This is a genomic window from Mesorhizobium sp. CO1-1-8, from assembly GCF_020164875.1.
GTDB lineage: Bacteria > Pseudomonadota > Alphaproteobacteria > Rhizobiales > Rhizobiaceae > Mesorhizobium.
Window position 1 is genome coordinate 375,424 of sequence record NZ_JAIUGZ010000002.1, and the last position, 11,766, is coordinate 387,189.

12 protein-coding genes are annotated in these 11,766 nt (G+C 63.0%); 8 read left to right on the plus strand and 4 right to left on the minus strand.

Features of this window, described 5'->3' with window-relative positions:
* Nucleotides 1-55 precede the first annotated feature (55 nt).
* The 3 genes from LB558_RS05170 to LB558_RS05180 all read left to right on the plus strand — a co-directional run bounded on the left by LB558_RS05170 (nucleotide 56) and on the right by LB558_RS05180 (nucleotide 3,101).
* Nucleotides 56-649, plus strand: coding sequence for a biotin transporter BioY (locus LB558_RS05170; protein ID WP_224696528.1), 594 nt, complete (start codon nucleotides 56-58; stop codon nucleotides 647-649).
* Nucleotides 646-1,089 (plus strand): DUF1284 domain-containing protein, encoded by a 444-nt coding sequence (locus LB558_RS05175; protein ID WP_224696529.1) that lies wholly within the window; start codon nucleotides 646-648, stop codon nucleotides 1,087-1,089. The genes LB558_RS05170 and LB558_RS05175 overlap by 4 nt, the downstream gene beginning before the upstream one ends.
* Before the next feature lie 236 nt (nucleotides 1,090-1,325).
* Nucleotides 1,326-3,101, plus strand: coding sequence for a tetratricopeptide repeat protein (locus LB558_RS05180; RefSeq protein WP_224696530.1), 1,776 nt, complete (start codon nucleotides 1,326-1,328; stop codon nucleotides 3,099-3,101).
* Between the two features lie 76 nt (nucleotides 3,102-3,177).
* Here the strand turns inward: LB558_RS05180 and LB558_RS05185 are convergent, their stop codons facing one another.
* On the minus strand, nucleotides 3,178-3,639 hold the full coding sequence (locus LB558_RS05185) for a GNAT family N-acetyltransferase (RefSeq protein WP_224696531.1): 462 nt from the start codon (nucleotides 3,637-3,639) through the stop codon (nucleotides 3,178-3,180).
* Between the two features lie 226 nt (nucleotides 3,640-3,865).
* Between LB558_RS05185 and LB558_RS05190 the strand changes: the two genes are divergently transcribed.
* Nucleotides 3,866-4,786: a glycine--tRNA ligase subunit alpha gene (locus LB558_RS05190; RefSeq protein WP_224696748.1), complete on the plus strand. Its 921-nt coding sequence runs from the start codon at nucleotides 3,866-3,868 to the stop codon at nucleotides 4,784-4,786.
* Between the two features lie 3 nt (nucleotides 4,787-4,789).
* Here LB558_RS05190 and LB558_RS05195 read toward each other — a convergent pair whose 3' ends face one another.
* The gene (locus LB558_RS05195) at nucleotides 4,790-5,083 is read right to left on the minus strand and encodes a hypothetical protein (protein WP_224696532.1); all 294 of its coding nucleotides are present in this window, start codon (nucleotides 5,081-5,083) and stop codon (nucleotides 4,790-4,792) included.
* A 78-nt stretch (nucleotides 5,084-5,161) separates the two neighbouring features.
* On the opposite strand from LB558_RS05195, the gene glyS reads away from it, so the two are divergent.
* Both glyS and LB558_RS05205 read left to right on the plus strand, forming a co-directional pair.
* A complete protein-coding gene (gene glyS, locus LB558_RS05200; RefSeq protein WP_224696533.1) occupies nucleotides 5,162-7,546 on the plus strand; it encodes a glycine--tRNA ligase subunit beta in 2,385 nt (794 codons plus the stop codon).
* Nucleotides 7,547-7,655: 109 nt separating this feature from the next.
* Entirely contained in the window at nucleotides 7,656-7,946 is a 291-nt protein-coding gene (locus LB558_RS05205) for an ATPase (protein ID WP_224696534.1), read from the plus strand.
* 106 nt (nucleotides 7,947-8,052) lie between these two features.
* Here LB558_RS05205 and LB558_RS05210 read toward each other — a convergent pair whose 3' ends face one another.
* Together LB558_RS05210 and LB558_RS05215 are read right to left on the minus strand one after the other, a co-directional pair.
* Nucleotides 8,053-8,442 carry a hypothetical protein gene (locus tag LB558_RS05210; protein WP_224696535.1) on the minus strand — a complete coding sequence of 130 codons (390 nt, stop codon included), beginning with the start codon at nucleotides 8,440-8,442 and terminating at the stop codon, nucleotides 8,053-8,055.
* 173 nt (nucleotides 8,443-8,615) lie between these two features.
* Nucleotides 8,616-9,119 (minus strand): hypothetical protein, encoded by a 504-nt coding sequence (locus LB558_RS05215; protein WP_412033435.1) that lies wholly within the window; start codon nucleotides 9,117-9,119, stop codon nucleotides 8,616-8,618.
* Between the two features lie 186 nt (nucleotides 9,120-9,305).
* On the opposite strand from LB558_RS05215, the gene LB558_RS05220 reads away from it, so the two are divergent.
* Both LB558_RS05220 and LB558_RS05225 read left to right on the plus strand, forming a co-directional pair.
* Nucleotides 9,306-10,280: an L-threonylcarbamoyladenylate synthase gene (locus LB558_RS05220; RefSeq protein WP_224696537.1), complete on the plus strand. Its 975-nt coding sequence runs from the start codon at nucleotides 9,306-9,308 to the stop codon at nucleotides 10,278-10,280.
* A gap of 9 nt (nucleotides 10,281-10,289) precedes the next feature.
* The gene (locus tag LB558_RS05225; protein WP_224696538.1) at nucleotides 10,290-11,720 is read left to right on the plus strand and encodes an FAD-binding oxidoreductase; all 1,431 of its coding nucleotides are present in this window, start codon (nucleotides 10,290-10,292) and stop codon (nucleotides 11,718-11,720) included.
* The last annotated feature ends 46 nt before the right edge of the window (nucleotides 11,721-11,766 follow it).

The window sequence follows — 11,766 nt, forward strand, 5'->3', positions numbered from 1 at the left end:
TAATAGATCGAAAATAGAAATTATCTATAATTTGCAATCGACTGAAGGAATCCCAATGACAGACGTCGCATTCTCGCCCAGCAAGCCATCGTTCAGCCCGCTCCGGCTTCAGGATCGTTCTCTTGCCTGGCAGGTTGGAGCCGTCGTGCTCGGCACCCTGTTCCTGGCGCTGGCTTCCTACATCGAAGTGCCGATGGTGCCGGTCCCGGTGACCATGCAGACCTTCGCCGTAACATTGGTCGGCGCGCTCTATGGCTGGCGGCTTGGCGCCGTCACCATTGCCGCCTGGCTGGTCGAGGGCGCTGTAGGCTTTCCGGTTCTGTCCGGAGGGGCAGCAGGTGCGTCGCACTTCGTCGGGCCGACGGGTGGCTATCTCTTCGCCTTCCCGCTTGTCGGCGCCCTGGTCGGCTGGCTGGCCGAACGCGGCTGGAACGGCAAAAGGGTGATGCTGGCCTTTATCGCCATGCTGCTTGGCAACCTGGCCTGCCTGGTGCTCGGAACGGCATGGCTTGCCGTGATGATTGGAACCGGACAGGCCATCACCTTCGGCTTCCTGCCCTTCTTGCTCGGCGGACTGCTGAAATCGGCGCTTGGTGCCGCGACCCTCATGGCCCTTCCCGGCGGCAAGGCGAAATCGATCAAGCCGTGACGATCAGGCTGCGCGCCCATCACCTCCTTTGCCTGCTCACCTATGTGGGCAAAGGATACAGTCCCGCCTTCACGGCCAATTATGATCGCGTCGCGGAGCGCCTGAGCCGGGGCGAGGACGTCCTCCTTGTTTCCGGCCCGGACGATGTCTGCGCCCCATTGCTTGATGGGCCGGAACCTCACTGCCTCAACGAGAGCGTCGTTGAGCGGGACCGGCTCGCAACGCTGGATGTGGGGGAGTTGCTGGCGCGTCCAATCCGCGTCGGCGCCCGTGTTGATCTCGATGCGGCGATGCTGGGCCGGATGCGGCAGGCGTTTTCGGCTGGCCTTGTACGCAAGGCCTGCGGCGGCTGCGAGTGGAACGAACTGTGCGGCACGATAGCGGCCGGCGGCTATAGTGAGACGCTGGTGCAGCGGTCCGCCTCGCCAGCCGAGGGCTGAATATTGCGCCGAGCTCAAGGGTCGAATCTGCGATATATTCGGCGCGGCGTAGGGCCATGGCCGAAATTCAAGATCGGAAACTGGTGCCTGCCGCCATGGTTTGTTAATCGGGTGCCCGGATTGTGAATTCGAGGCGGATTGAAGCGCGACCCCAAAAAGGCCATGCTTTGCCTGGAAAGATCGAGTCTACGCCGATCCCGCTGATGCGGAGATGGCGCCTGGCTGAAAGGGATACGATGCGGCAAGGACGTGCGCGCTGGCTGACAGGGCTGGCAATTGTGACAGGCATGGCGATCTCGGCTTTGCCGGCCTATGCCAAGCAAACCCCCGAACCGGTCAAGATCACGTCGTTTTCGGGCGCTTATCTGGCAGCCCGGATCGCCGAAGGCGATAACGACCTCGACAGCGCCATCGCCTACTACAAGCAGGCATTGGCCTTCGACCCGAGCGACACCGGCCTGCAGCAGAGCCTGATGCTGTCGCTGATCGCGCAAGGCCGCTTCGACGAATCCCTGGTCTATGCCGACAAGCTCAAGGAAGTGCCCGACGTTGAGCGTTTCTCGCGCCTGGCGCTCGCCGTCGATTCCTTCCACAAGAAGGATTTCACCAAGGCGCAGTACTGGCTCAAGCTGTCGCTGGAATCCGATCTCGACCGGCTGATCTCCGGGGTGATGTCCGGCTGGGCGCAGCAAGGCGCCGGCGAGCCTGCCGATGCGATGGCGTCCATCGACAAGCTGCAGGGGCCGGATTGGTTCGGCCTGTTCAAGTCGTTCCACCGTGCCCTGATCGCTGATGCATCCGGCATGCCCGAAAAGGCCGAGGCGATCTATGCCGCGACCATGCAGGACACCGCCGCTGGTGGTGCGGCTCCCGAAACCTGGATGCGCAACGCCCAGGCCTACGCCTCGTTCTTGGCCCGCAAGGGCGACAAGGCCAAGGCGCTGTCGGTGCTCGACCAGGCCGAGGCGTTTTCGCCGGGCAAGCTGGAAATCGTCGCCTTGCGCGACCGAATTGCAAAAGGCGACAAGATTGCGCCCCTGGTGGCCAGCCCATCCGATGGCGCCTCCGAAATCCTGCTCGACCTCGCTACCGCGCTCAACCGTGGCGGCGGCGAGCCCTTCGTGCGCCTCTATCTGCAATATGCGCTCGCTTTGAAGCCTGATAGCGACGCTGCGCTTGTGCAACTCGCCGCCGTGTCCGAGCAATTGAAGGACGGCGAAGGCGCAATCGCGCTCTATCGCCGGATACCCGCCGCTTCGCCGCTGAAGGAACTTTCGGACTTGCAGCTCGGCCTCAACCTTGCCGATCTCGACCGTCACGAAGAAGCGATCACACATCTGAAGGCTTTCGTCGACGCCCATCCCAATGACATGCGCGCTTATCTGGCGCTCGGTGGCGTCTATTCCTCGAAGGAGGATTTCCGTTCGGCCGCTACGCTCTACGACAAGGCTGTCGAGGCGCTGAAGACGCCGACCGCGGCCAACTGGAACATCTTCTACCAGCGCGGCATCGCCTATGAGCGTCTGAAGGAATGGCCCAAGGCCGAGCCGAACTTCCGCAAGGCGCTGGAATTGTTCCCCGACCAGCCGCAAGTGTTGAACTATCTCGGCTATTCCTGGGTCGACATGAACATGAACCTCAAGGAAGGCCTGGCGATGATTCAAAAGGCCGTCGACCTCAGGCCGAGCGACGGTTACATCGTCGATTCGCTGGGTTGGGCTTATTTCCGCCTCGGCAGGTTCGATGACGCGGTGCGCGAAATGGAACGCGCCGTGTCGCTGAAGCCGGAAGATCCGGTTCTCAACGATCACCTCGGCGATGCCTACTGGCGCGTCGGCCGCAAGCTGGAAGCCACCTTCCAGTGGAACCAGGCTCGCGACCTGAAGCCGGACCCCGATGTGCTGGCCAACTTGCAGCAGAAGCTGATGAAGGGCCTGCCGCCGATCGAATCCAACACGGCGCAGGAGACCCCGAAGGTCAAGCCAGAGCCGGTGCCCGCCCCGAAGGGATGAAGTTGGCAATTGAATTCAACGCAAACGGGGCTCTTTTCGGAGTCCCGTTTTCGTTTGAACCGCGTATTCGGCTGCCTCAGAAGAGCTTGCGATAGACGACGAAGCCGGAGTGTTCGGCGACCTTGTCGTAAAGCTTCATCGCCGTGTGATTGGTCTCATGCGTCAGCCAGTATACCCGGCCTGAGCCGGCCGCCTGGGCGCGCTCGTAGACGCCCTCGATCAGTGCCCGTCCGATGCCTTTGCCACGCGATGCCTGCGTGGTGAAAAGATCCTGCAGATAGCAATTGGGCGCGATCGCCGTGGTGCTGCGATGGAAGAGATAGTGCACGAGGCCGAGAAGCTGTCCCTCGCCTTCGGCCACCAGCGCGTGAACCGGCTCATAGGCATCGAAGAAACGAGACCATGTCATCTGGGTGATCTCGCCCGGCAGGGCCGTTTCGCCCGAGCGGCCATAAAATGCATTGTAACCGTCCCACAGCGGCAGCCATTGCTTGAAATCCTGGCGCGCAACGGGGCGGATGATGATCGGGCTGGGCATGGCTGGACCTGTTTGTCATTGACACGGACGATGCATCGAACAGACCTCAGGCTTCCATGGCCGGCAATGGGCCAAGCCTTCCCAATGCTTTCAACATCGTCCCGCACGCTCCCGGCGATCCGCACCGGTGCGCCTTGCTTGACGCTTCGCCGCCGTGTCTCTAGGACGTGCCGGCAAGCTAGCCTGTGCTGTCGAGGCCCCCGTGACCATTGAAATCCCCGCCCATATGCATCCCAGCCGCTCGTTTCAGGGGCTGATCCTGACCTTGCACAATTACTGGGCGGCCTATGGCTGCGTCGTCCTGCAACCCTACGACATGGAAGTCGGCGCCGGCACCTTTCATCCGGCAACGACGCTGCGCGCGCTCGGCCCAAAGCGCTGGAACGCCGCCTATGTCCAGCCCTCGCGCCGTCCCAAGGATGGCCGCTATGGCGAGAACCCGAACCGGCTGCAGCATTATTACCAGTATCAGGTGATCCTGAAGCCGAACCCGCCCAATTTGCAGGAGCTCTATCTCGGCTCGCTGGCGGCGATCGGCGTCGATCCGCTGCTGCACGACATCCGCTTCGTCGAGGATGATTGGGAAAGCCCGACGCTGGGCGCCTGGGGGCTCGGCTGGGAATGCTGGTGCGACGGCATGGAAGTCTCGCAGTTCACCTATTTCCAGCAGGTCTGCGGCATTGAATGCGCACCGGTGGCCGGCGAGCTGACCTACGGGCTTGAACGGCTGGCCATGTATGTGCAGGGCGTCGACAATGTCTACGACCTCAACTTCAATGGCCGCGAAGGCGCCGACAAGGTCACCTATGGCGATGTCTTCCTGCAGGCCGAGCAGGAATATTCGCGTCACAATTTCGAATACGCCAACACGGCGATGCTTTTGCGCCACTTCGAGGATGCCGAGGCCGAGTGCAAGGCGCTGCTCGACGCCGGTGCGCCGGCGTCCAACGACAATCTGCCGATGCACCGCATGGTTTTCCCGGCCTACGACCAATGCATCAAGGCCAGCCATGTCTTCAATCTGCTGGACGCACGCGGCGTGATTTCGGTCACCGAGCGGCAGAGCTACATCCTGCGGGTGCGCAATCTGGCCAAGGCTTGCGGCGAGGCATTTTTGAAGACGCAGGCGGGTGGCTTGGCAGCCTGAGTCTCAGGCCCGCTTCATCATCTCGAAGGAAGCTTTGATCGGCAGTAGGTTCTGGCTGCTGGTACCGTCGATCGTACGCAATGCCTGCCTCACGCCCGGCATCGAGAAGGCGCCGTGGGCCTGCGCGGTAAAGCAGGCGCCGAGTGCGAGGATCTGCAGAAGTCTGGATGCCGTTTTCATGGTCGTTAAGCCAATGGTTCCCTGCCTGAGCGTGGGTCGCTTCAGCGCTGCGTCCGGTTCATGGAAATCTTTGATCCAAGGACGGGTGGCATCGCCTCGTCCCGACAGGGCAGCCAAAATTTCTGGAAAGGGTGACAGCGGCCAGCCGAGTTGCTATGCCCCGCCCGGACCACTCTCCCGCATGAGCTGACCCCGATGCCTGACCTGCTTCTAGAACTTCGCTCCGAGGAGATACCTGCCCGCATGCAGCGCAAGGCGGCGGGTGATCTCAGGAAGATGCTGACCGACGGTCTGGTCGAGGCGGGGCTGACCTATGAGGCGGCGCGCGAGTACTGGACGCCGCGTCGGCTGACGCTCGATATCAGGGGCCTGACCGCCCGCTCGAAGGAGGTAAGCGAAGAGATCAAAGGACCTTCGACATCAGCGCCCGAACAGGCGGTCCAAGGTTTCCTGCGCAAGGCCGGGCTTGCTTCGATCGCTGAGGCGCATGTCCATTCCGACCCGAAGAAGGGCGACTTTTACGTCGCCCATATTTCGAAGCCGGGCAGGGCGGCGGAGGAGATCATCGCCGAGCTGGTGCCGGGCATCATTCGCAATTTCCCATGGCCGAAATCGATGCGCTGGGGGCCGGCCTCGGCCAAGCCCGGTTCGCTGCGCTGGGTGCGCCCGCTGCAATCGATCCTGTGCACCTTCGGCCCGGAGACTGAGGAGCCTGTCGTGGTCGATTTCGAGATCGACGGCATTCGCTCCGGCAACATCACCTATGGCCATCGCTTCCATGCGCCTGATGCCATTACGGTGCGCCGCTTCGACGATTACGTCTCCAAGCTGGAAGCGGCGAAGGTCGTGCTCGATGCCGACCGCCGCAAGGAGATCATCCTTGCCGATGCCCGCAATCTCGCCTTTGCCAACGGGCTCGACCTGGTCGAAGACGACGGGCTGCTGGAGGAAGTGTCCGGGCTGGTCGAATGGCCGGTCGTGCTGATGGGCGAGTTCGAAGAGGCATTCCTCGCCATTCCGGCCGAGGTGATCCGGCTGACCATCCGCGCCAACCAGAAGTGCTTTGTCACGCGGCCGCAGGGTGTCGCCGAGGCGCTTTCCAACCGCTTCATCCTCACCGCCAATATCGAAGCGAGGGACGGCGGCAAGGAGATCGCCCACGGCAACGGCAAGGTGGTGCGCGCCCGCCTGTCGGATGCACTCTATTTCTGGACAACCGACCAGGGCGATTTGCCTGACCTGCGTGAGCTCGAGGCATCGGCGGAAAAATTCGGGCTTGATCTCAAGAAGCCGCTCGACCAGCGCATGGCTCGCCTCGACCATCTCGGCGTGACTTTCCACGCCAAGCTGGGCACGCAGGGCGAACGGGTGGAGCGGATTGCCCGGCTTGCCGAGGAACTGGCGCCAATGGTGGCGCAGTCGATCTCCCCCCTCGAGGGGGAGATGGCCGGCAGGCCAGAGGGGGTCGCCTCGCGTAAAGCGCCGGCATCCTCTGACCGCGAGAAGGGGTCGCGTCCGGTCGTACCGACCCCCTCTGTCGCCTTTGGCGACATCTCCCCCTCGAGGGGGGAGATTATAGCGCTCGCAGGTCGCGCCGCTGTGTTGGCCAAGGCCGATCTCACCACTGAGGTGGTTGGCGAGTTCCCGGAACTGCAAGGCGCCATGGGTCGCAAATATGCGCTGCTTCAGGGCGAACACCCATCCGTGGCCGCAGCCATCGAAGAGCACTACAAACCGCAAGGACCGTCCGACTATGTGCCGAGCGATCCGGTTTCGATCACTGTGGCGCTCGCCGACAAGCTGGATACGCTGGTCGGCTTCTGGGCGATCGACGAAAAGCCGACCGGCTCGAAGGACCCGTACGCGCTGCGCAGAGCTGCTCTTGGGGTGGTGAGGCTGGTGCTAGATAATCAGACGCCGGTAAGCCTTCTTTCGATCGTGGCTGAGCATCGAAAAATCATTGAAGACCAGATCGACCGAAAGCACGCTGAAGAGCAGGCTAAGTTGGGCGGCGACTATGTGAGTGCAAGCGCGCACGCCGGCGACGGAAAGTCTGGGGATCGCGACCTCCTTGCCTTCTTCCACGACCGCCTGAAAGTCTACCTTCGCGATCAGGGTGCGCGCCACGATCTCATCGACGCCGTCATCACGCCACAGTCCGACGACCTGCTGCAAATCGTGCGCAGGGTCGAGGCGCTCGGCTCCTTCCTCGACACGGAGGACGGTAAGAATCTGCTCGCCGGCACCAAGCGTGCGGCCAATATTCTGGCCGCCGAGGAGAAGAAGAAAACGGCGGTTGCCGAAACCGCTGAGCCGGCGTTGTTTCGCGAGGATAGCGAGAGATCGCTGTTTGCGGCGGTGAATCAGGCTGAGAAGAAAGCCGGCGAAGCGATTCAAAACGATGATTTTTCCGGCGCCCTGCTGGCGCTTAGCGTGTTGCGCGAGCCGGTTGATTCATTCTTTGAGCATGTTCTCGTAAACGATGAGGATCAGGCGGTGCGTGCCAACCGCCTGGCGCTGCTCGCCCGCATCCGCGCGGCCACCGGTCAGGTCGCGGATTTCTCCAGGATCGCAGGTTAAGGCGAAGAAAATATTCTCTGTTGCCGGCCGTTCGAGCCGGCTTACAGTCATATGGCGATGATCTCTCCGTGGCAAAAGGGACATGTTCCCCAACCCCACGGAGGCTTCCATGAATTCCGATCACGAAATCGAAGTGACAGAAGAAACCCCGGCTCCCGCCGAGGCGCTTGAATCCGCTTCCGAAACCATCCTCGATCATGCCGCCGCCGCAGCGATCGAAGCCGCTGACCTGTCGGATGACGACGAAGACGGCGACGATGAAGAAGGCGAAGAGTCCACCGAAGCTGCCACGCTCTCGGATGAAGACGAAGATGACGAGGACCAAGACCGCGCCGAGGACAGCGTGAAGGCTGAAGGCGACAAGTCCGAAGAAGACGAGGACAAGGAAGAGGCGGCCTGATTTTTCAGGCGTCGGTTCCGTCGATGGCAAGGCGGCGCTGAGGCGCCGCCTTTTCCTATCAGTCGTCCCCGAAGCCGATTGTTAGCCGCCGTGTGCCACGGTCCGGTCAGTTCTCGATAATGCTGACGCGCACGCTGTTTTCGTAGACATCGACCTGGATCAGCGGTTCGCCATTGACGATGGCGCGCTTGGTCGAGGAACTCATCGCGCCGCCGCGCTCCAGCATGCGCTGCAGATCGGCGCGCTGGTCGTTGGTCCTGAACCAGCCATCCCCCTCGTCGTCGCTGTCGCGGCGGTGGAATTTGTGCCAGTTGGCGCGGTCCTGCCGCACCATTTGCGCGGCATTGTCCAGCGCATAGCCGTCACTCGCCTGATGATCCCGATCGGAAATACGTGCAACATAGGATCCCAGCATATCGTCGGCATGAGCCGCGGCGACGCCAAGCAGTGAATCCAGCAGAAGGCCTGCCCCGATTACGATTCCAAATTTTCTCATGGTCCCCTTCACCCCTAGTAATGAAATCCCGTCTGCCAGAGCGGCCTGACGAAATACAGGCGATGGCGTCCCGCGGCTGCCATAACCAAACGGGTTTGGCCTGGCAATCGTGCGCCGGGCGCCAGACCGTCGTCAAGTCACGCCATCGATGCCAGGCTGTCTTTGAGCCGGGGCTACTTGGTGTAGCCGTTGGGAGGCATGCGCTGACCTGCAGTCTGCGCCGGGGGGCTTGGCGGGGTGGGTTGGCTCTCGGCGTTCCCCGAAGGGGCTGCGGAGGCGGTGGCCGTTGCCGGCGCCGTGCCTGCCGCCGGCGCCGTGCCAGCGGCCGGCGCGGCACCTGTCGCAGGTGCAGCGGCTGGCGCCGGTGCTGGGAAATCAGGACCGGTAACGCCCCCACGAATGACCATCGGGCCTGGCTGGAAGCCGGTCGCGGGCTTGTCCGGGATCGCCGCCACCTTCTCATAGGTGACGTCGGGCTCTGCTGCGCCAAGTGCCAGCACCGACGGCGCATGCTTGGTTTTGGCTACTTCGGCGGTTTTAGGCTGGTTGGGAGCACCGACCCTGACGATCGATGGTGTCGAGGACGGCGCGCCGGGAAAAACCAGCGACGAGGCCTGAGCCCCACCGGTCACCGCGGCCACAACGATCCCCATCAGTATGCGCACAGACACTGACATAGCTCCCCTTTTGCCTAGAAGCCGCTTAATAGCAGGCCGCAATTGATGCGGGCTTTCGCGGAAACGTAGCATTTTAGGGATTGATAAATCGCCAATGCTCCTGCTCGCCAACAATCGGTACCCCACAGCCGACTTGCCCAACGGCCGCCATCGTATTACGCACCCCGCATCTGCGAGGTGACGAGAGTGGCTGAAATACTTGCCGTCGGCGAGGCGCTGGAACGGGCGCTGTCGCTGCTCAGGGGTGGCGATGTCGTCGCCATCCCGACGGAAACCGTCTACGGTCTTGCCGGCGATGCCACCAACGGCATCGGCGTGGCGCGCATCTTCGAAGCCAAGGGGCGCCCGCGCTTCAACCCGCTGATCGCCCATGTCGCCGACATGGCGATGGCCGAGCGCCTCACGCTGTTCGATCCGCTGTCGAAGAAACTGGCGCTGGCATTCTGGCCCGGCCCGCTGACGCTGGTGCTGCCGCAACGGCCCGGCAACGGCATCCATCCGCTGGTCACCGCTGGGCTCGATACGATTGCCTTGCGCATGCCGAGGGGCTTTGGCGGCGAGCTGATCGCCAGGCTCGGCCGCCCGCTTGCAGCGCCCAGCGCCAATTCATCCGGCAGGATCAGCGCAACGACCGCGCAAGCGGTGGCCGCCGATCTCGGTGCGCGGATAAAGCTGGTGGTCGATGGCGGCGCGACCCCCGTCGGGCTGGAATCGACCATCGTCAAGGCCGAGGGGGACAGATTGCGGCTGCTGAGGCCCGGCGGCATCGCCGCCGAGGAGATCGAGACGGCCATCGGCATGGAATTGCTGCGCGGCGGCACCGCCGGTATCGAGGCGCCGGGCATGCTTGCCTCGCACTATGCGCCAGGTGCCGCGATGCGGCTCAATGCCGGCACGGTCGGCGAGGGCGAGGCTTTGCTAGGCTTCGGCAGCCAGAGGGCGCAAGGCTGGCGCCGCGCCGAAGCCTTCCTCAATTTATCCGAAACCGGGGACCTGCGCGAAGCGGCGAGCAATCTGTTCGCCTATATGCAGGAACTCGACCGCAGCGGCGCGCCGACCATCGCCGTCGAGCCTGTTCCCTTCGAGGGGCTCGGCGAAGCGATCAACGATCGGCTGTCGCGTGCCGCCGCCCCTCGTGACATCACACGGCCCGCAACATAGTTTTCCCCCATGACCGAAATCACAGAGACACTCGATCCCGCTCTCATCGATCGCTTCACGGCGATCGTCGGCGACAAATATGCACTGCGCGACGAGCGCGATATCGCGCCCTACCTCATTGAGCGGCGGGGGCTCTGGCACGGCGCGACATCGCTGGTGCTGCGGCCGGGCAGCGTCGACGAAGTCAGCCGGATCATGCGGCTGGCGACCGAGACAGGCACGCCGATCGTGCCGCAAAGCGGCAACACCGGGCTGGTCGGCGCGCAGGTGCCGGACAGGTCCGGGCGCGAAATTGTCCTGTCGCTGTCGCGGCTGAACCGCATCCGCGAGATCGATGTGCTGTCCAACACGGTGACGGTCGAGGCCGGTGTCATCCTGCAGACGCTGCAGGAGGCAGCCGACGCCGCCGACCGGCTGTTCCCGCTGTCGCTGGCCGCGCAAGGCTCCTGTCAGATCGGCGGCAATCTTTCCTCCAATGCCGGCGGCACCGGCGTGCTTGCCTATGGCAATGCGCGCGAACTCTGCCTCGGTGTCGAGGTGGTGCTGCCGACCGGCGAGGTGTTCGACGACCTGCGCAAGCTGAAGAAGGACAACACCGGCTACGATCTGAAAAACCTGTTCGTCGGTGCCGAAGGCACGCTCGGCGTCATCACCGCCGCCGTGCTCAAGCTGTTCCCGAAGCCGAAGGGGCGCGAAGTCGCCTTCGCCGGCCTGTCGTCGCCCGAGGCGGCACTTTCGCTGTTCAGCCTGGCCATGGACCGTGCCGGGGCGGCACTCACCGCTTTCGAACTGATCGGCAGGCGGCCATATGATTTCACGCTGGCGCATGCCCAGGGTGTGGTGCGGCCGCTGATCGAGGACTGGCCGTGGTACGTGCTGATGCAGATTTCATCAGGCCGTTCGTCGGAGGATTCGAGAGCGTTGATCGAGGATGTGCTTACGGCCGGCCTCGAACAGGAATTCGTCGGCGACGCCGTCATTGCCGCGAGTCTTGCGCAGGGCGATGCCTTCTGGAATTTCCGCGAACTGCTGCCCGAGGCGCAGAAACCGGAGGGCGCCTCGATCAAGCACGACATTTCGGTGCCTATTGCATCGATCCCGCGTTTCATCGCGGAGGCTGCCGGCGCCGTGGCGTCGGTAAGTGCAGGTGCCCGCGTGGTCTGCTTCGGCCATATGGGCGACGGCAATCTCCACTACAACATTTCGCGGCCCGTCGACGGCGACGATGACGCGTTCCTCGCTCTCTATCACCCCATGAACAAGGCGGTGCACGATGTGGTGCGCAGCCTGCACGGTTCGATCTCGGCCGAGCACGGCATCGGCCAGTTGAAACGCGACGAACTGATCGCCACCGCGCCGCCGATGGCGATCGATCTGATGCGAAGGGTGAAGGCCGCTTTCGACCCGGCCGGCATCATGAATCCGGGTAAGGTTATCTGATCCTTTCGACATCTTGTGGCTGGTGGGATTCCGATAACCATCCCTG